This window comes from uncultured Microbacterium sp., assembly GCF_937927635.1.
Classification (GTDB): Bacteria; Actinomycetota; Actinomycetes; order Actinomycetales; family Microbacteriaceae; genus Microbacterium.
In genome coordinates this window covers 59324-81077 of sequence record NZ_CALBRW010000020.1, presented here as the reverse complement: position 1 = coordinate 81077, position 21754 = coordinate 59324, and the positions used below count along the sequence as shown (strand labels likewise).

Sequence of the window (21754 nt, the reverse complement as noted above, 5' to 3'; positions counted from 1 at the left end):
AAGGGAGCCCGAGATGACACGTTCCGCCACCGCCTCAACCACCGCCGTCCGCGAGCTGCGCGACTTCCTGTTCGCGCACGGCGACGACTACGACGGCGCCCGTGCGGGGTTCGCCTGGCCGCAGCTGGACACCTTCAACTTCGCACTGGAGTGGTTCGACGTGGTCGCCGGGGAGAATCCCGACCGGCCCGCGGTGCAGATCGTCTCGGCCGACCTGTCGGTTCGCAGCTGGTCGTACGGAGAGCTCTCTGCGCGCTCGGACCAGGTCGCGAGCTGGCTGCGCGGTCTCGGCATCCGCCGCGGCGATCACCTCATCGTGATGATGGACAACACGATCGAGCTGTGGGAGATCATGCTGGCCATCACCAAGCTCGGCGCGATCTCCATCCCCACCTCGACGCTGCTGTCGGCATCCGATCTGTCCTACCGCATCGAGCACGGCCGTGCCCGTGCGGTGGTCGCGCTGGGCGGGCTGGCGGATCGGGTGAAGGATGCCGACGTGCTGCGCGTCGCCGTCGGCGATGTCGCCGAGGGCTGGCACGACTTCGCCGAGTCGTATCAGGCGGATGCCGTCTTCGAGCCGGACGGCCCGACGCCGGCATCCGACACCGCCCTGCTGTACTTCACCAGCGGCACCACCAGCCGGCCCAAGCTCGTGCAGCACACGCATGTGTCGTACCCGGTGGGGCACCTGTCGACCATGTGGTGGCTGGGCGTGCGGCCCGACGACGTGCACCTGAACATCTCCTCGCCGGGCTGGGCCAAGCACGCCTGGTCGAGCTTCTACTCGCCGTTCCTGGCCGAGGCGACGGTGTTCGTGTACAACTACGACCGCTTCGACGCGAACACGCTCATGCAGGTGATGGACACGCACCGCGTCTCGACGTTCTGCGCGCCGCCGACCGTGTGGCGCATGCTGATCCAGGCCGACCTGTCACGACTGGCCACTCCGCCACGGGAGCTGGTGGGCGCCGGCGAGCCGCTGAACCCCGAGGTCATCAACCGGGTGCGCGAGGCGTGGGGCTCGACCATCCGCGACGGCTACGGGCAGACCGAGATGACGGCCTGCGTGGGCAACTCCCCCGGACAGGTCGTGAAGGACGGCTCGATGGGTCGTGCGCTGCCGGGCTACCCGGTGGTGCTGCTGGATCCCATCACCGGCGAGGTGACGGAGCGCGAGGGCGAGATCGCGCTGGATCTGTCCGACTCGCCGCTGGGCCTGATGTCGGGGTACTTCGAGGACCCGGAGAAGACCGCCGAGTCGCGCGCCGGCGGCTTCCACCACACCGGCGACATCGCCGCTCGCGACGAGGAGGGGTACCTGACCTACGTCGGCCGCGCCGACGACGTCTTCAAGGCGTCCGACTACAAGATCTCGCCGTTCGAGCTGGAGTCCGCGCTGCTGGAGCACGACCTGGTCGTGGAGGCGGCGGTCGTGCCGAGCCCCGACCCCACGCGCCTGAACGTGCCGAAGGCGTACGTCATCCTGCATCCGGATGCCGGCGCCGGAGCGGATGCCGAACACGCGGCCGCCGCGAAGATCTTCGCCTTCGCGCGCGAACGGCTCTCCTCGCACCTGTGGGTGCGGGTCATCGAGTTCGTGCCGGAGCTGCCCAAGACCATCTCCGGCAAGATCCGCCGCGTGGAGCTGCGGGCCCGCGAGGCCGAGCGCGTCGCCTCCGGCGACAGCGCGGGCCAGCATCTCGACCGCGACCACCGCTGAGCGATCGGCCCGCACGGGCCGCGCGCCGTCTACGCTCGAATCATGTCTGCTGTGATCCCCGCCATCGTCGCGCCCTCCGCCACCGGTCCGCTGTTCACGGGCACCATCGAGCGGCGCGATGTCGGCCCGTCCGACGTGCGCATCGACATCCGCTGGGCCGGCATCTGCCACTCCGACATCCACACCGTGCAGGGCGACTGGGGCCCGCAGCCGTTCCCGCTCACCGTCGGGCACGAGATCGTCGGCACGGTCGCGGAGATCGGCTCCGACGTGACGAGGTTCGCCGTCGGCGACCGGGTCGGCGTCGGATGCCTGGTGAACTCGTGCGGCGAGTGCGCGAACTGCCTGGCCGGAGAGGAGCAGTACTGCCTGAACGGCGCCATCGGCACCTACGCCGCCGAGGACGTCGACGGGACCATCACGCAGGGCGGGTACTCCACCTCGGTCGTGGTCACGGAGCGCTTCGTGCTGCGCGTCCCGGAGGCCATCCCGTTCGAGAAGGCCGCTCCGCTGCTGTGCGCGGGTATCACCACCTACTCGCCGCTGCGGCACTGGAACGCCGGTCCCGGCACGCGGGTCGCCGTGATCGGACTCGGCGGGCTCGGCCACATGGCCGTGAAGATCGCGCACGCGATGGGCGCCGAGGTCACGGTGCTCTCGCGCTCGCTCGCCAAGAAGGACGATGCGCTCGAGCTCGGCGCCGACCACTACTTCGCGACCGAGGACCCGCAGACGCTGCGCGACCTGCGCGGCTCGTTCGACCTGATCATCAACTCGGTGTCCGCCTCGATCGACGTCGACGCCTATCTGAAGCTGCTGGCCCTGGACGGCACGCTCGTCAACGTGGGGGCCCCGTCCGAGCCGATGCCCGTGCGGGCGGGCACGCTGATCGGCGGCCGCCGCTCGTTCGCCGGATCGAACATCGGCGGCATCGCCGAGACGCAGGAGATGCTCGACTTCTGCGCCGAGCACGGCATCGCGCCCGAGGTCGAGATCACGACGGCCGACCAGGTGAACGAGGCGTGGGCGCGCGTGCTCGCGTCGGACGTGCGCTACCGATTCGTCATCGACATCGACACGCTCACCGCCTGAGCGCGGCGAGCGCCGTCAGGCCGCGATGCGGATGCTGTCGGCGACGGGTGCCGACGGCCGCACGGACGTGGTCGGACGGGCGGGCCTGGCGGCGGGATGCGCCGGGGCCTTGGCCTGCGCGACAGCGACCTCCGCCGGGGGCGACTGCTGCGGTGCGCGCTCGGACATCGCCCGAACGCCGCGGACCGCCGCACGCGCCAGGCCGCCGACCGCCAGAGCCGCGCCGAGCGCGGCGAAGGCGACGAGCAGTGGAACCCACGCGTTGGCGAAGGATGCGGCAGCGCTGAGCAGCGCACCGACGATCCAGACGCCGATCGCGCCGCCTGCGAGCCCCACCGAGCCGCGCGTGATCGCAAACGCCGCGATGAGCGCGCAGACGAGCGCGATGGCTGCTCCGGTGATCCCGATCGGCACGAAGATCGATGCCAGTGCTCGTGTCAAGGCCAAAGTGGACATTGTGACGACCCCCCGTCATGAGCACGGTTCCGCGTGCCTCTGACGTCCAGGTTACCCGTGTCGACCAGGGAAGTCCCTCCCCCGGGAGAACGATTCGGCATCATCCTCAGGGATGACGCCGACGGTGCTCAGCGCGTGCGTCGGGCACTGCGCGAGCGGTGCGCGCCGCGTGAGCGACGCGGAAGGTGCAGCCGCCCCAGCCTCGGATGCACCACGGGAACGGGCGCCGTGAACACGGCATCCGCCACCATCGACCCTTCCGCGAGTCCGATCACGGGTATCGGGGTGGTGAGCGTCGTCTCCTGCGGCGCGACGGGCATCTTCGCCAGCGCGCGGTGCGCCGACACGTACGCCGGGATCAGCAGCGCGACCGCGCCGATCCACGCCATCGGGTTGCCCATTGCGACGCCGCCGAAGCCCAGCAGCGCTCCCATGATCACAGCAGCCGCCGCGCGCATGACCAGCTCGATCACGCCGGTGATCGTCGGAACCAGCACGCGACCGATCCCCTGCAGCACTCCGCGCAGCACGAACAGCACTCCGAGGATCGTATAGGTGGATCCGTTGATGATGAGCATCAGGTGCGCGTCGCGCACGACGTCCGGCGCGCCGTCGCCGATGAAGATGCTCACCACCGGCGCTCCCAGCGTGATCATGAACGCACCCAGCGCCAGCGAGGCGATCACCGACATCCACAGCGCCTGGATCGTGCCGCGGCGGACGCGGTCGGGTCGACGGGCGCCGAGGTTCTGCGCGGCGTACATCGACGCGGCCAGGCCCAGCGAGGCCAGCAGTGCGCTGGACAGGCTGTCGATGCGGGCCGCCGCCGTGTACGCGGCCACCGCCTCGGGTCCCAGCGTGTTCAGCGCCACCTGCACGATGAGCGCGCCGATCGCGATGATCGACGCCTGGAAGCCCATCGGCAGGCCCAGGCGCAGGTGCTCGGCCATGGCGGCGCGGGTCACGCGCCAGTCCGCGCGCTGCACGTGCAGCACCGGCAGGCGCCGCCACACGTACAGCAGGCACAGCAGCACCGAGATGGCCTGCGCCACCACGGTCGCCCAGGCGGCGCCCGCCACTCCCCACTTCAGGGTGCCGACCATCAGGATGACCAGGCCCACGTTCATCGCGCACGAGATCGTGAGGAACACCAGCGGGGTGGTGGAGTCGCCGATGGCGCGGATGATGGCGGCCAGGTAGTTGAAGAACATGATCGTGCTGCCGCCGATGAAGGTGGCCTGCGTGAACGCGGTCGACTCGGCCAGCAGCTCCGGCGGCGTCTGCAGCAGCCGCAGCAGCGGCTCGGCCATCAGCGGGCCGAGCACCGTGAGGATCAGGCTCGTCGCGGCGGTGAGCACGGTGCCGGTGGCCACCGAGCGGCGAACGCCCCGGGAGTCCGAGGCACCGAAGGCCTGGGCGGTGGGGATCGCGAAGCCGCTGCCCAGCCCCCACGCGAATCCGATCACGAGGAAGATCAGGCTGCCGGAGGCGCCGACGGCCGCGAGCGAGTTCACGCCCAGATGCCGGCCGACGACGACCGCGTCGACGAACTGGTACAGCTGCTGCACGACGTTGCCGATCAGCAGCGGCACGGAGAAGGCCAGGATGACGCGCCACGGGCGTCCGGTGATGAGGGTGGTGGCCATGCGGTTCCGAAGGGGGTGCGGAGGGTGGGGGAAAGACGACGACCGGCCCCGTGATCGGTCACGGCGCCGGTGCGATAAGTCTATCGAATCGATTCGAGAATAGGAACGGCGGATCCCCCTGCCTCCTTGCCCGGAACCGGGCCAAGATGGAAGTGTGACCGACGACATCCTCTCCTCGCTGACCGACCAGCCCGCTCCGCAGTTCGTCGAGGTCGGCGAGGGCGTGGCTCTCGCGGCCTACTCGTGGGGCGAGCTGGATGCGCCGACCGTCGTGCTCGTGCACGGCTTCGCCTCGAGCACGGCCGACACCTGGGTGCACACCGGGTGGACGCGTATGCTGAAGAAGGAGGGGTACCGCATCCTCGGCATCGACCTGCGCGGCCACGGCGCCAGCGAGAAGCCGCACGACGGCGCGGGCTACGCGGTGAAGAGCCTGGCGCACGACGTCGAGGCCGTCATGGAGACGTTCCTCGTCGACGAGGCGTTCTACGTCGGGTACTCACTGGGAGCGCGCGTGGGCTGGCAGTTGCTGCAGGACCTCGACGACCGCATCCCGCGGGCCGTGCTGGGCGGCGTGCCCGACGGCATCCCGCTGGACGAGTTCGCCGACGAGCAGGTGTACCGCTACGCCGACGACGGAGTGCCCGTGACCGACCCGGGCACGAAGGCGTATGTCGACCTCGCCGAGCGCGTGTCCGGCAACGACCTGCGCGCCCTGGTCGCCCTGGCCAAGGGGCAGCGCGATTCGCCGGCCATCTCCGCCGAGCATGCTCCGCAGCAGCCGGTGCTGTTCGCGACGGGCTCGGAGGATCCCGTCCTCGAGGGCTCGCGCACCGTGGCGTCGTACGCGCCGCAGGGCACGTTCTTCGAGATCCCCGGCCGGCACCACTTCAACGCGCCCGGTTCGAAGGACTTCCGCCGGGCGGCGCTGGAGTTCCTGCGCGCCTGATCAGGGCGCGGGCTGGGCCGCTGAGCCCGTCGAAGCGTCGCGTCAGTCGCCCGCGCGGCGGGTGAGAGAGCGGATGCCGGCGTACACCGCCACGGCCACGACCGCCACCACCGCGAGCTTGACGATGAACCACAGCACCGAGAACAGGGCGCTGACGATCCACCACGCCACGATGATCGCGACGATGCCGCCGAGGATGCTCCAGATCGTGCTCTTGGTCATCCGTTCAGCGTACGTGGTGCGGCCGTGACCGTCTAACGTGTCATCGTGACGTTCGAGGGGCCGCTGGCAGCATCCGCCTATGAGGTGCTGGGCGTCGCGGCGAGCGCCGACGACGACGAGCTGCGGCGGGCGTACCGGCTGAGGCTGCGCGAGACGCATCCCGACACCGGCGGCGACGCGAGCCTGTTCATCCGCGTGCAGCGCGCGTGGGAGCACGTCGGCACGGCATCCGCTCGTGCCGCGTACGATCGCGGGCGCGAGCACGTCTCGTGGGGCGCGCCGCGGGCATCCGCTTCTTCCGCGGGAACGCGACCGCGCACGAAGGTGTACGGGCAGGCCGGCGGGTGGCGCCGGCTGAACTACCTGCGGATGCTGACCGATCACCTCGGCCGGACGGTCACCGCCCGCGAGGCGTACGACCCCGCCGTCGTGCGGGATGCGCCGTGGGAGGCCAGGCGGATGCTGGCGGCGGCCCTCGCCGAGGAGAGCACAGCCGCCGCGATCGCGGATCTCGGCATCGGGTTCACCGCCTGGAACGACGTGGTGGTCGGTGTGGATGCCGCGCAGAAGCTCGACCACGCGGTGCTGGGCCCTTCGGGCCTGTACGGGCTGGCATCGGACGACTTCGGCGACACTGTGCGGTTCCGTCAGGGCGAGGTCATCGGCCGGGCCGTGGGCGGCAGCACCCCCGTCGCGGACCTGCTCGGCCGCGTGCGCTCGGTCTCCCGCGTCTCGCGCGTGCGATTCGCCGGCGCGATCCTGATCCTGCCCGACGACGACCTCGACGAGCCGGTCACCGTGCTGGGCTCGGTGCGGGGCGTGCTGGTGGCGGTGGTGCGGCGCAGCGCGCTGCGCACGGTTCTGCGGGGCGGCATCCCGGGTGCGAGGCCGATGGGCGTGACCGAGGCGTTCGACGTGCGCACGCGGCTGACGCAGACCGCACGCGTGCTCGTGCCCTGAAGGGCCTCCGGAGCGCGGAACGGCCCCGCACCGGGTGCGAGGCCGTTCCGGAATCCGAATGCTCGGACACAGCCTGGTTGAGCCGTCAAGTATTCCCGTACGATCGGAGAATGAGCACAGCGCAGGTCTCACGCGGATTCACCGACGAAGAGCGCCGCACCTGGGCGCCGCTGACGGCGGTGCTCGAACTGCTGCCGCATCAGATCGACGCGCAGCTGCTGCGCGACGAGGAGCTCACGCACTTCGACTACGCGACGCTGTCGATGCTCGCCCTCGCCGAGAGCCGGCGCATGCGCATGACCGCCCTCGCGACCGGTGTGAACGCCACGCTCTCGCGGCTCTCGCACGCGATCAGTCGGCTCGAGAAGCGCGGGTTCGTGCGGCGCATCCCGACCCCGGAGGACGCCAGGGCGACGACGGTGCAGCTGACCGCCGACGGCCGCCGAAAGGTGATCCGCGCGACGCCCGAGCATGTGCGCACGGTGCGCTCGTTCGTCTTCGATGCGCTGGATGCCGAGCAGCGACGCCAGCTGCACGACATCACGGCCGCGCTGCTCGCGAGACTCGACCCCGAGCAGCGGATGCTGGCCAGTCGGATGGTCTGAGCGCGGCGCGCAGGCCGCGCCCGGGTCAGTCAGCGAGCGCCTTGCGCACCTGCGGGAGCACCTCGGTCGCGAGCAGCTCGATCGAGCGCAGCGTGTCGCGCTGGGCGAGGCCGCCGAGCCCGACCTGGGCGAGGAAGCGGGTGTGCCCGAGCATCTCGTGCTCCCAGAGGATCTTGTCGACGATCTCGGCCGGGCTGCCCGCGAACAGCGCCCCGTCGGGTCCTGCCCAGGCGTCGAGGGTGTCGCGATCCAGCATCCCGCCGCGCGGCATGTTCTCGGCGAAGTACGCGGCGTAGTGCGGGAAGAACGTGTCGCGCGCGGCCTGGGTGGTCTCGGCGACGTGGAAATGCGAGGTCACGCCGATGCGCGGCGCCGCGATGCCGGCCTGGGCCGCGGCGTCCCGATGCAGGGCGGCGAGCGAGCGGAACCGCGCGGGCGCGCCGAGGATCGCGAGGTACATCGGCAGGCCGAGACGGCCGGCGCGCACCGCGGATTCAGGTGTGCCGCCGACGGCGATCCACACCGGCAGCTCGCCCGCCGGTCGCGGCCAGACGCCGGCATCACGCAGCGACGGGCGGGTGGTGCCCGTCCAGGTGACGGGGTTCTGCGCGCGCAGTGCGAGCAGAAGGTCGAGGCGGTCGTCGAAGTACTCGTCGTAGCGGCCGAGCTCCTGCCCGAACAGCGGGAACGACTCGATGTACGCGCCGCGGCCCGCGGTGATCTCGGCGCGGCCTCGGGAGAGCAGGTCGACGGTCGCGAACTCCTCGAACAGCCGCACCGGGTCGGCGCTGGAGAGCACCGAGACCGTGCTGGTCAGGCGGATGCGCTCGGTCTCGCGCGCGGCGGCGGCCAGCACGATCTGCGGCGAGGAGACCGCGAAGTCGGGGCGGTGGTGCTCCCCCACGCCGAACACGTCGAGTCCGGCCTGATCGGCGACACGGGCCCATTCGAGCAGCTGCTCGAGGCGGTCGCGCGGGTCGGTGAACGCGCCGGTGTCGGTGCGGTTCAGCTCGCCGAAGGTGAAGATGCCGATCTCGAACGGCTGGGTGCTCATGCGTCTGCCACCGCGAGCTCGTCGGCGAGGAACTCGCGCACATCGCGCAGCATCCGTGCGTCGATGCCGTGCCCGAGACCGGGGTAGGTGCGCGCGGTGAGGGTGACGTGCGCGGGCAGCCAGGCGTCGGTGCGCGCGACCGCGGGCGCCGCGATGATGCGGTCGTCCTCTCCGCGGCCCGAGAACACGGCGGGGCGCGTGGTGGCCAGCATCCGGTCGCCGGGCTGCTCGCCCGCCTGCACGAAGCCGCCGAGGATGACCGGGGCGAGCACACGCTCAGGGGCGGTGCGCAGCAGCTGCGAGGCCATCAGACCGCCCTGCGAGAACCCGATCGGTGTGATGCGGGCGCCGGCCGGCAGCGCAGCATCCGCCCACGCCAGGATCGCGTCGGTCGCGGCGGCGACCGGCGCCGGGTCGGGATTGCCGGGTTCGCCGATCGGGAACCACGCGTGCGCGCCGGAGCCGACCGCGATCGGCGCCCGCAGCGAGGCCCACGGGATGCCGGTCGGAAGGGCGGGTGCCAGTCCGACGAGGTCCCGCTCGTTCGAGCCGAAGCCGTGCAGGAACACCGCGACGACGGATGCCGTGTCATCGAACCGCTCGGCCGAGGCGATCGCGTGCAGGGTCATCGGGCCAGCACCTCGTCGACGTCGCCGCCGGGCAGGGCGACGGTGACGTGCGTGCCCCACGGGTCGTCGAGCGAGACCGCGCGGCCGTCGTCGGCGAACTGCAGCTTGCGGTGAGTGAGGCGGGCTGCGAGCGCATCGAGGTCGTCGCGGGTCGGCACGGTGATGGCGACATCGCCGAGGCCGAGGCTCGCGGCGCGGGGGCCGGCGCCGGCGCTGTTCCAGGTGTTCATGGCGACGTGGTGGTGGTAGCCGCCGGCCGCGGCGAACAGCGCGCCCGGGTAGGTGTCGACCGTGGTCTCGAAGCCGAGCGCGTCGACGTAGAACGCGCGAGCGGTGGGGATGTCGCCGACCTGCAGATGCACGTGGCCGACCTTGCCCGCACGGACACCGACGGTCGCGAGCACGTTCTCGTCGAGATGGCGCTGCAGGTAGGCGTTCGGGTCGAGGTACAGGGTGGACATCTGCAGGGCGCCGTTCTGGTACTGCCACTCGGAGCGGTCGCGGTCGAGGTACAGCTCGATGCCGTTGCCCTCGGGGTCGGTGAAGTAGAACGCTTCGCTGACCAGGTGGTCGCTCGAGCCGGTGAAGTGCCCGCGTTGGTCCTGCGCGGCACGCAGCACGGTTGCGGCGAGGGTGGGGGCGTCGTCGAAGAGGAACGCGGTGTGGAAGAGACCGGCCTGGCGCGGGTCGACACCGGGCAGATCCGGGGTGCCGATCAGGCGCACCATCGGGGTGCGTCCGCGGCCGAGCACGCGGTGCACCTCGCGGCCGCGGGCGCGCTCCTCGATGGACTCGAGGGCCAGCGCGTTCGCGTAGTACGAGGTCATCTGCTCGAGGTCGCCGACGCGCAGCGTCACGGCATCCATGCCGGTGTTCGCGTTGAGCACGCGGTCGGGGGCGGTGCCGGGCTGGGTGGTGGTCATGATTCCTCCGTGCGAGATGCTTTGGTTGAATATACAACTAAAAGATCCGCGGATTCATTCCCGCGAGCACGGTTGCCGTGTCGATGCACCTGACGCGCTGCCCGATCACCCCGCTCAACCGTCTCGACCGCGCGTGATGCCCTCCTCATACGACGAGCGCGCCTTCCGGTCGACCGACGCGACCTGATCGGGCACGAGCCGCGCCAGGATCAGGTCCTGCAGCCTCTGCGGTAGCAGGTCGACGACGCGATGGGCGACACCGACGTACCCGGGTACGGTCACCTGGAACCGCGGGCGCTCGATGACCTTCGCGACGGCGCGGGCGACGTCGATCGGCTGCAGCATGGCCGCCGATCCCGTGCTCGTGCCTGCGGCGAGCGCGGTGTCGACCACGGTCGGCATGATCACCGACAGGTTCACGCCTGAGCCCCGCAGCTCGGTGCGCACGGCCTTGAGATAGCCGAGCACGCCGTGCTTGCTGGCGGCGTAGGTGGCCTCTCCCGGGGTGGGCAGGAGGGATGCTGCCGAGGCGATCGTGACGATCTGCCCGGAACTGCGCGCCCGCATCTTCGGTGCGACCAGCTTGACCGAGTGGATGACCCCGAGCAGGTTGACGTCGAGCTGCCGTCGCGCGGCCGCATCCGGCTCGGCGTCGAACGGGCCGACCCACATGACCCCGGCGCTGTTCACCAGTACGTCGATCGGGCCCAGGTCGCTCTCGACGGATGCGGCGAACGCGGCGAAAGACTCGGAGCTCGTGACGTCGAGGTCGTAGCCGCGCGCGATTCCCGCGAGTTCCGCGGCAGCGTGCTGCGCGGCGGCGGCGTCGTAGTCGCCGATGGCGATGTGCGCACCGGCGCGGGCGAGCAGCGTCGCCGTCTCGCGTCCGATCCCGTTGGCGCCACCGGCGACGGCGATCACCCTGCCGCGGATCCGCTCCACCGTGCTCATGCGGTCACCTGCTGCGGCATCCGCTCCCCTGCTGCGGCGCGGCGCTGCGCGGCCGCCCGCCGCGCACCCGCCCTGCGCTCCCGCGCGAGATCCCACAGGAAGTGGTCGAAGTCGACCTCCATGGTGTGCCGGGGCGAGGCGTAGAAACGGCGCTTGTACCGCTCGTGGTCGCGGGTCATCTGCGCTCGCATCTCGGCGGCGCTCGGCGGAGCGCAGCCGCCGGTCAGCATCTCGGCGATCCAGGCCGACTGCGCCTCGGCGAGCGGCATGACGGCGCCGACCGGCTGCAGCAGCCCGATGAAGAACAGTCCGGGCAGGTCGGGGTGCACGGCACGCTTCCACAGCGGCAGCTCGTTGCCGTCGGGATCGACGAGCGAGCGATCGAGGAACGGGAACGACACCTTGTATCCCGTCGCCCAGATGATCAGGTCGGCGCGCGTGCGGGTGCCGTCGACGAACACCACCTGATCGCCGTCGAAGCGCTCGATGCCGGGGCGCACGGTCACCGCGCCGGCGGCGATGCGCTCCCGGATCTGCTCGGACTGCACGGGGTGCGACTGCCCGGGCTTGTGCGGAGGGGTGGGCAGGCCGTACCGGCGGAGCCCGCCCGAGGTCAGGGCGCCGATGCGCAGCCGGGCGGCTGTCGCCCACCACGGCATCCATCCCGGCAGGGCGATCTGATCGCTCGGCCTCCCGAGCAGGAATTTGCGCATCACCCACTGGCCGCGCCGGATCGACAGGGTCGTGCTGTTCGCACGGCGCGAGCCCTCCACGGCGATGTCCATCGCGGAGTTGCCCGCGCCCACCACGACCACGTCGCGCCCGGCGAGCTGGTCGCCGGAGCGGTAGTCGTGCGCGTGGATCTGCTCGCCGGAGAAGGTGCCGGGGTACTCGTCCGGGGCGGGGCGGTGAGCATCCCAGTGGTGCCCGTTGGCCACCAGCACGGCGTCGTAGTCACGGGACTGCTCCCCCTCGGGTCCGGTCGTGCGCACCCGCCATCCGCCCTCGTCGGTGCGGGTGACCTCGGTCACCGTCGTGCTGAAGGTGATGCGGTGGCGGAAGCCGAAGTGCGCGGCGTACGCCTCGAAGTAGGCGTGCACCTGGTCGTGCCGGGCGTAGGGCGGGTAGTCGGCCGGCATCGGGAAGTCCGAGAACGCCATCCGGGGGCACGAGGTGTTGATCTCGAGCGTCTCGTAGCAGGCGGACTGCCCGTTCGGGTTGTCGAACAGCCAGTTGCCGCCGATCTCAGTGCCCTTCTCGAAGCAGTCGAACGGGATGCCGGCGAGGTGCAGCGCCTTGACGGCGGCGAGCTCGTCGGCGGCGCGCTCGACCCGATCCTGGCCGACGAGCGCAAGGCACGTGTGCTCGAGGTGGAGTCTGTAGGCGTCTCGGATGCTCTCGAGCAGGAGCGGCGCACGGCCTATCGCGCCTTCGCGGAGGCGATCGACCAGGCCTTCGCCGCGCTCGAGCGTGCGGGTCGCATCGAGGACGCCCCCGGCGGGCTCACGAGCCTCGTCCTCGTCGGCGGGATCACCGAGGTCCTCGTTCAGCGCATGCAGACCCCGCGCGCCGGTCGTGCGGATGCCGCCGATCTCGTCGACGACGTGACAGACGTGATCCTGCGGGTGGTCAGGGGGCGTCCGGCGTGACCCGGGCCGGCGCGATCGCGGCATCAGTGCTCCGCGCGCGCGGTACGGTGACGGGGTGGACGCTGCAACCGACCCGCTGCCCGACCGGCCCGCACCCGACAACCCGCAGGGCAAGCTCGTACTGCTGAGGCACGGCGAGACCGAGTGGTCGAAGACGGGTCGGCACACCGGGCTGACCGACATCCCGCTGACCGCGCATGGCGAGGAGCTCGCCAGGGCCGCCGGCGAGCTGGTGCGCGGCTACGACTTCCGGCTGGTGCTGAGTTCGCCGCTGCAGCGCGCCCGGCGCACGGCCGAGCTGGCAGGGCTGGATGCCGCGATCGATCCGCTGCTGGTGGAGTGGGACTACGGCGGGTACGAGGGCCGCACCACTAAGGACATCCGGGCCGAGCTCGGTTACAACTGGAACGCGTTCACGCACGGGGTGATCCGCGGCGAGACACCCGGCGAGACCGTGGAAGAGGTCGCGGCACGGGCATCCCGCGTGCTCACGCGCGTGCTGCCGGCCATGGTGGACGGCGATGTGGCGCTGGTCGCCCACGGCCACTACCTGCGCATCCTCACGGCGGTGTTCCTGCGCCAGGCGCCGCGGTTCGCGGCATCCATCTCGCTGGATGCCGGTTCCACCTCGGTACTGGGCTTCTCCCGCGAGCAGCCGTCGATCCTGGCCTGGAATCACGGCCCGGCGCTGCCGATGGAGGCGTCGGAGTCCTGAACGTCGCAGGCGGGTGGAGTCACACTGTGGATCGCCGCCGCCGCGCTGGCCTGGATCGTGGTGGGGCGCATCACCGACGCGCTGGACCCGGCTCGGCGCTGACCGGAGCGCTCCGGGCGTGGAGGGGTGATGATGGAGGTACCGTCCTGTCCCCTTGCATCCGGGAGTGCCCCGTGTCCTCTGTCCGAACCCCTCTCACGAAGCTAGCGGCCGTCACGGCGGCAGCCCTGCTCATCCTCACCGGCTGTGCGTCCGGACCCGACGTCACCCCGACGGGTGAGACCACCGAGGTCACCGTCAAGGTGGAGGGGATGCGGTTCGTGCCCGACTCCATCGACGTGCCGGTGGGCAACAAGCTCGTCATCGACTTCAAGAACACCGGGATGGTGGTGCACGACCTGGTGCTCGCCAACGGCGCCGGCTCCGATCAGCTCAACCCTGGGGAGAGCCAGAAGATAGACGCCGGCGTGATTGACGAGGACACCGACGGCTGGTGCTCGGTGAGCAACCACCGCGCACTGGGCATGGTGATGAAGGTCAACGCCGTCAAGAAGTAGGACTCAGCAAGAGCATCGTCGCGAGCCTGCGCGGGCGCCGCGCCTGTGCGACGAACTCAGCCGGAGGAGGATGCCGCGAGCCGGCCGATCCAGGAGATCAGCGTCGATGCGAGCGTGTAGGTCTCGCCGTCGCGTTCCTCCTCGATCCGCGCAGGGCGGTCCCGGCGACTCACGGTCTCGAGATCGGTGAACGACGCCCTGAGCAGCGCATCCACATCCACCGTGGTCAGATCGCTCTCCAGCAGCGCCGGCCGCCGGCGTCCCTCGTCGGCGATCTCCACCCGGTCGACGATGATGCCGAGTGCCACGACACCACCCGGACGCAGGGCGGAGCGGATGCTGTCGAGCAGGCGACGGATCGACTCCCGGTCCGGCAGATGCTCGACCGCCGAGAACGCGAACACCAGGTCTGCGCCGCCGGCGAGCTCGAGGTCAGCGAGGTCCTGCCGGCGGACGTGCAGCCGAGTCGCGCCGGCGATCGGGTCCAGCTGCTTCAGCTGCTCGACCGCGGACTCGAGCAGATCGATGGCGTGGACCTCTGAGCCCTCCGGCAGTCGCTCCAGCATGATGACGGTGTGTCGGCCGATGCCTGCGCCGAGGTCGTACGCGATGACCGGTCGGTCATGCGGCACGCACCGCAGCGCCTCGAAGATCAGCGGATCGGGCTGGGCGAGCCAGGTGCCTTCCTCGCCCAGCGACGCATCGGCGTAGAGCTCGTCGTGGTAGCGGATCGTCTCCTCGCGCGCGTCCTCGAAATCCGGCATCCGCTCTGCAGCTCTCCGTCAGTTGAAGTCGCCACCGTGTAGGTTCCCGGTCAAGGTGGCGGAGAACCCGGGGATTACACGGCAACTGGCAGCAGTTTCGCTAGCAGGATTCCACGCGAAATAGCAGATCCCTCCATAAAAGTAGGAAGTCCACTTAGATTTGGCGTCCGCCGCCGCGGTCCGATCGCCTGCGCGTTCATCCTCCCAGGCTGGGGATGAACGCGCCGGTCATGACCGGTATCCGAGCACCGTGGTCATGCCGGTCTCGGCGTGGTAGATGTTGTGGCAGTGCGCGACCCACTGGCCGGGGTTGTCGGCGTCGAAGTCGACTGTCAGGGTCTGGCCCGGGAGGATGATGGAGGTGTCCTTCCGGGGGCCGCCGTTCGCGTGCTGGTAGGTGTGGCCGTGCAGGTGGAACGGATGCCACATCTCGGTGTCATTGCGGATCCGCAACTGCACCCGCTCCCCCATACTGATCGCGTGCGCGTCCCGCAACGGGTCGTTCATGTCGAACCGGCGCCCATTGATCCCCCAGTCGTACGCCTCCATCCCCCCGGTCAGCGCGAGGTGCACGACCCGGTCGGGGGATGCCTGGTGCAGGGTGACGGAGGCGGTCGCGCTCAGTCCGGCAGCGGTGCCGACCCTGCCGGTGCCGAGCTCGGCGACGGGGACGTCGCTGGCCGGAGCCGTGCCAGCGGCGGTGCGAACGAGCGCGAACGCGCGATCCTGCTTGCCTTCCGCGTCGGCGACGACAGGGAACACCCCATCGTCCAGGGTGACCTGCAGGTCGTAGCGTTCGCCCATCCCGATCAGGACACTGTCGACCTCGACAGGATCCACCGGGAACCCGTCGGTGTGGGTGATCGTCAGGGTGTGGCCGCCGATCGCGAACCGGAACGCGGTGTCGCTGCCGGCGTTGATGACACGGATCCGCACCCGGGCACCAGGAGTGCCGGTGAATTGGGCGGGGTCGGCTTTGGGTTTGCCGTTGATGAGGTAGTGCGGGTAGTAGACGTCGCCGGCGTCGCCGCCGAGCAGGTCGGAGGTGGCGCCCATCAGCAGGTTCCCCATCCGCATGAACATGTCGCCCATCCCGCCCATGTCTCCCATGCCCTTCGAGAGGTCGGTGAGGACCTGGTCCGGGGTGGCGGTGACGCCGTCGAGCCAGTCGTCGAGGATCAGCACCCATTCGTCGTCCCACGTCACCTTCTCGTCCGGGTCGTCGATGATGAGCGCACCGTAGAGGCCGTGGTCCAGTTGCGGGCCGACGTGGGGGTGGAACCAGTAGGTGCCCGGATGCGGGGTGACGAACTCGTATGCGAACTGTCCGCCCGGGGCGATGGGGGCTTGGGTTACCGGAGGGACCCCATCCATGTCGTTGCGGAGGGCGAGTCCGTGCCAGTGCACGGAGGTGTCCGCGTCGAGCTGGTTGCGGACGGTCGCTTTCAGCGTGTCGCCTGCGGTGAGCCGGATTACCGGGGCGGGGATACCTCCGAACGCCCAGGTGGCGGCGGCGGTACCGGCCAGGTCGAGCGTGGTGGGGGCGGCGGTGAGGTCGACGGTGGTGACTCGGCCGGTGCCGCCGCGGTTCTTCTCCGTGCCGGACACCGCTGCGCCGGTGGGTGTCACCCATTGCGGCGCGGGGGTGCAGGAGGCGAGCACGGCTGCCGCGACGGCGCCCAGTCCGAGTCCGAGCACACCTCGTCGGGTCAGCAGCATCGGGGAGGACTGTGTGGGAGAGAGCGGACGGTCAGGCATGTTCGGGCTCCTTCTGCATGGTCGTCGCAGCGGGCGCCTGGGCGGGCAGGCGGAGCCGCTTGAGGAGGAGGGCGTTGACGGCGACGATCACGGAGGAACCGGACATCGACAGGGCGGCGATCTCCGGGGACAGCATGATCCCGAACGCCGGGTAGAACACGCCAGCGGCGATGGGGAGGGCGGCGGCGTTGTATCCGATGGCCCAGCCCAGGTTCTGCCGCATCTTTCGCAGTGTGCCCTTGCCGATCTTGAGTGCGATCGCAACATCGAGCGGGTCCGAGCGCATCAGGACCACGTCGGCGGTCTCGATGGCGACGTCGGTGCCGGCGCCGATCGCGATGCCGAGGTCGGCCTGGGCGAGGGCGGGGGCGTCGTTGACGCCGTCGCCGACCATCGCGACCTTCTTGCCCGTCTTCTGCAGCTCGGCGACCTTCGCGGACTTGTCCTCGGGGAGCACATCCGCGATCACGGTGTCGATGCCGAGGAGAGCGGCGATCCGGTCGGCGGTGGGCTTGTTGTCCCCGGTGAGCATTGCGACCTCGACGCCCTGCTCGTGGAGAGCGTCGATCGCGGTCTTTGCGGTGTCCCGGGGTGCGTCGGCGAGACCGATGATCCCGGCGACTTGCCCGTCCACGGCGAACAGGATCGCGGTGCGGCCGGACCCAGCCAGGTCCTGCTGAGCGGCCTGCACCCCGCTGATGTCGATCCCCTCCCCGGTGAGAAGGCGCGGGTTGCCGAGGACGACCTGTCGACCGTCGACGGTGGCGATCGCGCCCTGCCCGGTGACGTTTCGGAACGCGGTCGCGGTGCGACGGGGGATGTCGCGGGCGTCGGCGTAATTCACGATCGCTTTCGCCAGAGGATGCTCGGATTCCCGCTCCAACGCGACCGCGAGGGAGAGAGTCTCGAGGTCGTCGCCGCCGACGGGGATGTAGTCGGTGACCTCCGGCTCCCCCTTGGTGAGGGTGCCGGTCTTGTCGAACACGACCGTGTCGATGTGGGCGGCGGTTTCGATCCCGGAGGCGTTCTTGAACAACACGCCCCGTTTCGCGCCGAGCCCGGTGCCGACCATGATCGCCGTCGGGGTGGCGAGGCCGAGCGCGTCGGGGCAGGTGATGACGACGACGGTGATAGCGAACAGGATCGCCATCGGGATTGCAGCGCCGGCGAGCAGCCACACCAGGAAGGTGAGGGTGCCGCCGATCAGGGCGACCAGGACGAGCCAGAACGCTGCCCGGTCGGCGAGGCGCTGCCCGGGGGCTTTGGAGTTCTGCGCCTCCTGCACGAGCTTCACGATCTGCGCCAACGCCGTGTCCGAGCCGACTTTGGTGGCTGTGACGCGGAGGGTGCCGACGGTGTTCACGGTCGCTCCGATCACCTCCGACCCGGGCGCTTTGTCCACCGGCATGGACTCGCCGGTGACCATCGACTCGTCCACCTCGGACTCTCCGGATTCCACGACACCGTCGGTGGGGATCTTGGCCCCCGGCCGCACCAGCATCAGATCCCCCGGGACGACCTCGCTGGTGGGGATCTCGACCTCCTGCCCGTCACGGATCACGACCGCCTGCGAGGGTGCGAGCTCCAGGAGGGTGCGGATGGCGTCGTTCGCGCCGCCGCGGGCGCGCATCTCCACCCAATGCCCCAGCAGCACGAAGGTGGCAAGCACCGTGGCGGCTTCGTAGAACACTTCACCGCCGCCGGTGAGGGTGACCGCGAGGGAGTACAGCCAGCCGGCGCCGACACCGACTGCGACGAGCACCATCATGTCGAGGGTCTTCGCGCGCAGCGCCCGGTAGGCGCCGTCGAAGAAGATCCACGCCGAGTAGAAGATCACCGGCAGCGACAGGATCAGCATGAACACGTCATCGCGCAGCCCGAACGGTGCCGGCACCTCGAATCCGATCACCTCCCGCCCGATCGGAGACCACAGGGTGATCGGGATCGACAGGATCAGCGCGACCAGGAACCGGTTGCGCATGTCGCGGATCATCGCGTCCATCGACATCCCGCCGTGATGCCCACCGTGGCCCATCATCTCCTGCGCACTGTGACCCGACGCTGCACCATGATCGTGCCCACCCGCGGCCGCGGTGTGACCGGCGTGCTCGACGTGGTGACCGGCATGCTCACCGTCATCCGCCGTCGCCGACGGGGCGTGCGTGTGGTCGTGGCCAGCGGCGTGGTCGTGGACGGGGTCGTCGTGATAGCCCGCAGGACCCTTATGGCCCGCGTGGCTGGCGTGACCCGTGGCATCCGTGTGGCCCTCGTGCGCGTCGTGACTCGCGTGCGGTTCTTGTGCGCCCTCAGCTGCGGGGCCGTGGTGGGCGCTGTGGTCGTGCGCACCCTCGTCGTGCGGGTCGTGCGCGGGGTCGCAGATATGGTCGGGGACGGACTGGCCGGCGCAGTGATACCCGCAGTCGATGACCCACTGCTGCAGGTGCGCGACCGAGGTGGTCTCGGGGTCGTAGGTGACGGTCGCGGTCTGCGAGACCGGGTTCGCGTCCACGGCGATCACCCCGGGTTGGCGGCTCAGGTGGGCTTCGGTGACGTTCTTGGAGGTCGCGCGGATCATGCCGCTGACCTGCAGGGTCACGGTTCTGGTGTCACTCATTTCGGTTCCTTCCCGATGGTGGGGTCGGTGGTGTCGGGGTGGGGCCAGTGCCAGTCGGCGACGGCGGGGATGTCGGTGCCGTGCTCACGGGTGTGGGCGCGGGCATGCAGGCGGGCGTCCTGCAGCTCCTGCCGCAGCTCCGCGTGGCGGGCGGCGAGGCCCGGGACGTGGTCGAGGACGTCGATCGCCAGCCGGTACCGGTCGAGGTCGTTGAGCATGACCATGTCGAACGGGGTCGTGGTGGTGCCGCGCTCCTGGAAGCCGTGCACGTGCAGGTTCTGGTGCCCGGCGCGCTTGTAGGTGAGTCGGTGGATCAGCCACGGGTAGCCGTGGTAGGCGAAGATCACCGGCTTGTCGGGAGTGAAGATCGCATCGAACTCCCGGTCCGGGAGACCGTGCGGGTGCTGGTCCTCGGATTGCAGCCGGGTCAGGTCGACCACGTTCACCACCCGCACTCTCAGGTCGGGGATGTGCTCGCGCAGCAGCGCCGCCGCGGCGAGGGTCTCGAGGGTGGGGACGTCGCCGGCGGCGGCGAGCACCACATCCGGCTCGGTGCCTTCGGTTTCGGTGCCCGCCCACGGCAGGATCCCGAGCCCGCGGGTGCAGTGCTCGATCGCCTCGTCCATCGTCAGCCACTGCGGGGCGGGCTGCTTCCCGGCGACGACGACGTTGATGTACCCGGCCGAGCGCAGGCAGTGGTCGTAGGTGGACAGCAGCGTGTTCGCGTCGAACGGCAGGTAGACGCGGACGATGTCGGGGCTCTTGTTCAGGGCGAGGTCGATGAACCCGGGGTCCTGGTGAGAGAACCCGTTGTGGTCCTGCCGCCAGACGTGGCTGGAGAGCAGGTAGTTGAAGCTCGGGATCGGGTCCCGCCACGACACCTCCCGGGCCGCTTCGAGCCATTTGGCGTGCTGGTTGAACATCGAGTCGACGATGTGGGTGAACGCCTCGTAGCAGTTGAACAGCCCATGCCGGCCGGTAAGGACGTAGCCCTCGAGCCAGCCCTGGCACTGGTGCTCGCTGAGCACCTCCATCACCCGCCCAGTCGGGGCCAGGTGCTCGTCGACGGGCTCCACGGCCGCGTTCCACTGCTTGCCGGTGGCCTGGTAGACGGGTGGGGCGAGCCGGTTGGAGGCGGTCTCGTCCGGGCCGAAGATGCGGAAGTTGTCCGGGTTGTCCCGGATCACCCCCGCCAGCCACTCGCCCAGCACGCGGGTCGCTTCCCCGGTTCCCGCACCCCGCTCGGCCGGGTCGACCGGCTGCGCGTGCTTGTGGAAGTCCGGGAGCCGCAGCGGGACGGTGAGTTGTCCGCCGTTGCCGGCCGGGTTCGCGCTCATCCGCCGATCCCCGTCCGGGGCGATCGCGACCGTGGCCGGGCGGGGGGCGCCGGTCACGTCGAACAGCTCGTGCGGGCGGTAGGACGCCAGCCAGTCCTCGAGGATCCGCAGGTGCTCGGGATTGTCGCGGACCTCGGCGAGCGGCACCTGGTGTGCCCGCCAGGTGCCCTCCACCGGCAGACCGTCGATGATCTTCGGGCAGGTCCACCCCTTCGGGCTGCGCAGCACGATCGCCGGCCACGCCGGCCGCCCCTCCAGCGTCCCGGCCGCCGCGGCGGCCTTGATGTCCGCGATCTCATCCAGCACCGCATCCAGGACCGCCGCGAACGTCGCGTGGGACTCCTGCGGGGTCTCGCCATCGAAGCCGACCGTGACGACGTGGGGGTGATGGCCGTAGCCGCGCAGCAGCGCGACCAGCTCTTCCTCGGGGATGCGGGACAGCACGGTCGGGTTGGCGATCTTGTACCCGTTCAGATGCAGGATCGGCAGCACCACCCCATCCGCGGCGGGGTTGAGGAACTTGTTACCGTGCCACGCGGTCGCCAACGGCCCGGTCTCTGCCTCCCCGTCACCGATCACGCAGGCGACCAGCAGGTCGGGGTTGTCGAACGCGGCCCCGTAGGCGTGCACCAGGGAGTAGCCCAGCTCGCCGCCCTCGTTGATCGACCCCGGCGTCTCGGGTGACGCGTGCGAGGGGATCCCGCCAGGGAAGGAGAACTGCCGGAACAACGCCCGCAGCCCCTCTTCGGTGCGGTCGATGCCCGGGTAGCGTTCGGTGTAGGTGCCGTCCAGGTAGGCGTTGGCGACCATGCCGGGTCCGCCGTGCCCGGGCCCGGTCACGTACAGGGTGTTCAGGTCGCGGTCGCGGATGGCGCGGTTCAGGTGGGCGTAGAGGAAGTTCAGGCCCGGGGTGGTGCCCCAATGGCCCAGCAGCCGCGGCTTGATGTCGTCCCGGATGAGGCGGTGGCGCAGCAGCGGGTTACCCTGCAGGTAGATCTGGCCGATGCTCAGATAGTTCGCCGCCCGCCACCACGCATCCACCGCCGCCAACTGCTCGGCGGTGGCATCGGTGGTGCGGTGCGCCCACGCGGGGGGTGCCGGTGTGGGGGTCATGGTCGGTCTCCTTCCGATCCGCGGCCGCTCGGGTCGC

General features: G+C 70.4%; 19 protein-coding genes. 7 read left to right on the top strand and 12 right to left on the bottom strand.

Annotation, left to right across the window (positions count from 1 at the left end):
- The first annotated feature begins 13 nt into the window (after positions 1-13).
- Both Q0568_RS10840 and Q0568_RS10835 read left to right on the top strand, forming a co-directional pair.
- Entirely contained in the window at positions 14-1723 is a 1710-nt protein-coding gene (locus Q0568_RS10840) for an AMP-binding protein (protein ID WP_298866288.1), read from the top strand.
- 42 nt (positions 1724-1765) lie between these two features.
- Positions 1766-2815: an NAD(P)-dependent alcohol dehydrogenase gene (locus Q0568_RS10835; protein ID WP_298866286.1), complete on the top strand. Its 1050-nt coding sequence runs from the start codon at positions 1766-1768 to the stop codon at positions 2813-2815.
- A gap of 15 nt (positions 2816-2830) precedes the next feature.
- On the opposite strand, the gene Q0568_RS10830 is transcribed toward Q0568_RS10835, so the two are convergent.
- Together Q0568_RS10830 and Q0568_RS10825 are read right to left on the bottom strand one after the other, a co-directional pair.
- Positions 2831-3256: a hypothetical protein gene (locus Q0568_RS10830; RefSeq protein ID WP_298866284.1), complete on the bottom strand. Its 426-nt coding sequence runs from the start codon at positions 3254-3256 to the stop codon at positions 2831-2833.
- A gap of 143 nt (positions 3257-3399) precedes the next feature.
- On the bottom strand, positions 3400-4917 hold the full coding sequence (locus tag Q0568_RS10825) for an MATE family efflux transporter (protein WP_298866282.1): 1518 nt from the start codon (positions 4915-4917) through the stop codon (positions 3400-3402).
- 154 nt (positions 4918-5071) lie between these two features.
- On the opposite strand from Q0568_RS10825, the gene Q0568_RS10820 reads away from it, so the two are divergent.
- Positions 5072-5866, top strand: coding sequence for an alpha/beta fold hydrolase (locus tag Q0568_RS10820; RefSeq protein WP_298866280.1), 795 nt, complete (start codon positions 5072-5074; stop codon positions 5864-5866).
- A 42-nt stretch (positions 5867-5908) separates the two neighbouring features.
- On the opposite strand, the gene Q0568_RS10815 is transcribed toward Q0568_RS10820, so the two are convergent.
- Positions 5909-6088, bottom strand: coding sequence for a hypothetical protein (locus Q0568_RS10815; protein WP_298866278.1), 180 nt, complete (start codon positions 6086-6088; stop codon positions 5909-5911).
- Positions 6089-6133: 45 nt separating this feature from the next.
- On the opposite strand from Q0568_RS10815, the gene Q0568_RS10810 reads away from it, so the two are divergent.
- Complete coding sequence (locus Q0568_RS10810; RefSeq protein ID WP_298866276.1) at positions 6134-7048, top strand: DnaJ domain-containing protein; 915 nt, start codon at positions 6134-6136, stop codon at positions 7046-7048.
- A 110-nt stretch (positions 7049-7158) separates the two neighbouring features.
- Positions 7159-7653 (top strand): MarR family transcriptional regulator, encoded by a 495-nt coding sequence (locus Q0568_RS10805; protein WP_298866273.1) that lies wholly within the window; start codon positions 7159-7161, stop codon positions 7651-7653.
- 25 nt (positions 7654-7678) lie between these two features.
- On the opposite strand, the gene Q0568_RS10800 is transcribed toward Q0568_RS10805, so the two are convergent.
- From Q0568_RS10800 to Q0568_RS10780, 5 genes are all read right to left on the bottom strand, one after another.
- Entirely contained in the window at positions 7679-8707 is a 1029-nt protein-coding gene (locus Q0568_RS10800) for an LLM class flavin-dependent oxidoreductase (RefSeq protein ID WP_298866270.1), read from the bottom strand.
- The gene (locus Q0568_RS10795; protein ID WP_298866269.1) at positions 8704-9336 is read right to left on the bottom strand and encodes a dienelactone hydrolase family protein; all 633 of its coding nucleotides are present in this window, start codon (positions 9334-9336) and stop codon (positions 8704-8706) included. The genes Q0568_RS10800 and Q0568_RS10795 overlap by 4 nt, the downstream gene beginning before the upstream one ends.
- Positions 9333-10259: a VOC family protein gene (locus Q0568_RS10790; RefSeq protein ID WP_298866266.1), complete on the bottom strand. Its 927-nt coding sequence runs from the start codon at positions 10257-10259 to the stop codon at positions 9333-9335. Before Q0568_RS10790 ends, Q0568_RS10795 begins: the two co-directional genes overlap by 4 nt.
- Before the next feature lie 114 nt (positions 10260-10373).
- Positions 10374-11210, bottom strand: a complete 837-nt coding sequence (locus Q0568_RS10785) for an SDR family oxidoreductase (protein ID WP_298866264.1) — start codon at positions 11208-11210, stop codon at positions 10374-10376.
- On the bottom strand, positions 11207-12883 hold the full coding sequence (locus tag Q0568_RS10780; protein WP_298866263.1) for an NAD(P)-binding domain-containing protein: 1677 nt from the start codon (positions 12881-12883) through the stop codon (positions 11207-11209). The genes Q0568_RS10785 and Q0568_RS10780 overlap by 4 nt, the downstream gene beginning before the upstream one ends.
- Positions 12884-12914: 31 nt before the next feature.
- Between Q0568_RS10780 and Q0568_RS10775 the strand changes: the two genes are divergently transcribed.
- Positions 12915-13574 (top strand): histidine phosphatase family protein, encoded by a 660-nt coding sequence (locus Q0568_RS10775; protein ID WP_298866261.1) that lies wholly within the window; start codon positions 12915-12917, stop codon positions 13572-13574.
- Positions 13575-13747: 173 nt separating this feature from the next.
- Positions 13748-14131 (top strand): cupredoxin domain-containing protein, encoded by a 384-nt coding sequence (locus Q0568_RS10770; RefSeq protein WP_298866259.1) that lies wholly within the window; start codon positions 13748-13750, stop codon positions 14129-14131.
- A 56-nt stretch (positions 14132-14187) separates the two neighbouring features.
- Here the strand turns inward: Q0568_RS10770 and Q0568_RS10765 are convergent, their stop codons facing one another.
- From Q0568_RS10765 to Q0568_RS10750, 4 genes are all read right to left on the bottom strand, one after another.
- Entirely contained in the window at positions 14188-14895 is a 708-nt protein-coding gene (locus tag Q0568_RS10765) for a trans-aconitate 2-methyltransferase (RefSeq protein WP_298866257.1), read from the bottom strand.
- A 228-nt stretch (positions 14896-15123) separates the two neighbouring features.
- Positions 15124-16653 carry a multicopper oxidase family protein gene (locus tag Q0568_RS10760; RefSeq protein WP_298866255.1) on the bottom strand — a complete coding sequence of 510 codons (1530 nt, stop codon included), beginning with the start codon at positions 16651-16653 and terminating at the stop codon, positions 15124-15126.
- Positions 16646-19267, bottom strand: coding sequence for a heavy metal translocating P-type ATPase (locus Q0568_RS10755; protein ID WP_298866253.1), 2622 nt, complete (start codon positions 19265-19267; stop codon positions 16646-16648). The genes Q0568_RS10760 and Q0568_RS10755 overlap by 8 nt, the downstream gene beginning before the upstream one ends.
- Positions 19264-21717 (bottom strand): phosphoketolase, encoded by a 2454-nt coding sequence (locus Q0568_RS10750; protein ID WP_298866251.1) that lies wholly within the window; start codon positions 21715-21717, stop codon positions 19264-19266. The genes Q0568_RS10755 and Q0568_RS10750 overlap by 4 nt, the downstream gene beginning before the upstream one ends.
- Positions 21718-21754: the final 37 nt, after the last annotated feature.

Bases quoted from the DNA above. Each gene is read 5' to 3' on its own strand.
- Q0568_RS10780 (WP_298866263.1), bottom strand. From the start codon at position 12,883: ATGCCGCGATCGCGCCGGCCCGGGTCACGCCGGACGCCCCCTGACCAC.
- Q0568_RS10840 (WP_298866288.1), top strand. From the start codon at position 14: ATGACACGTTCCGCCACCGCCTCAACCACCGCCGTCCGCGAGCTGCGC.
- Q0568_RS10750 (WP_298866251.1), bottom strand. From the start codon at position 21,717: ATGACCCCCACACCGGCACCCCCCGCGTGGGCGCACCGCACCACCGAT.
- Q0568_RS10765 (WP_298866257.1), bottom strand. From the start codon at position 14,895: ATGCCGGATTTCGAGGACGCGCGCGAGGAGACGATCCGCTACCACGAC.
- Q0568_RS10815 (WP_298866278.1), bottom strand. From the start codon at position 6,088: ATGACCAAGAGCACGATCTGGAGCATCCTCGGCGGCATCGTCGCGATC.
- Q0568_RS10790 (WP_298866266.1), bottom strand. From the start codon at position 10,259: ATGACCACCACCCAGCCCGGCACCGCCCCCGACCGCGTGCTCAACGCG.
- Q0568_RS10760 (WP_298866255.1), bottom strand. From the start codon at position 16,653: ATGCCTGACCGTCCGCTCTCTCCCACACAGTCCTCCCCGATGCTGCTG.
- Q0568_RS10795 (WP_298866269.1), bottom strand. From the start codon at position 9,336: ATGACCCTGCACGCGATCGCCTCGGCCGAGCGGTTCGATGACACGGCA.
- Q0568_RS10755 (WP_298866253.1), bottom strand. From the start codon at position 19,267: ATGAGTGACACCAGAACCGTGACCCTGCAGGTCAGCGGCATGATCCGC.
- Q0568_RS10785 (WP_298866264.1), bottom strand. From the start codon at position 11,210: ATGAGCACGGTGGAGCGGATCCGCGGCAGGGTGATCGCCGTCGCCGGT.
- Q0568_RS10800 (WP_298866270.1), bottom strand. From the start codon at position 8,707: ATGAGCACCCAGCCGTTCGAGATCGGCATCTTCACCTTCGGCGAGCTG.
- Q0568_RS10835 (WP_298866286.1), top strand. From the start codon at position 1,766: ATGTCTGCTGTGATCCCCGCCATCGTCGCGCCCTCCGCCACCGGTCCG.
- Q0568_RS10825 (WP_298866282.1), bottom strand. From the start codon at position 4,917: ATGGCCACCACCCTCATCACCGGACGCCCGTGGCGCGTCATCCTGGCC.
- Q0568_RS10805 (WP_298866273.1), top strand. From the start codon at position 7,159: ATGAGCACAGCGCAGGTCTCACGCGGATTCACCGACGAAGAGCGCCGC.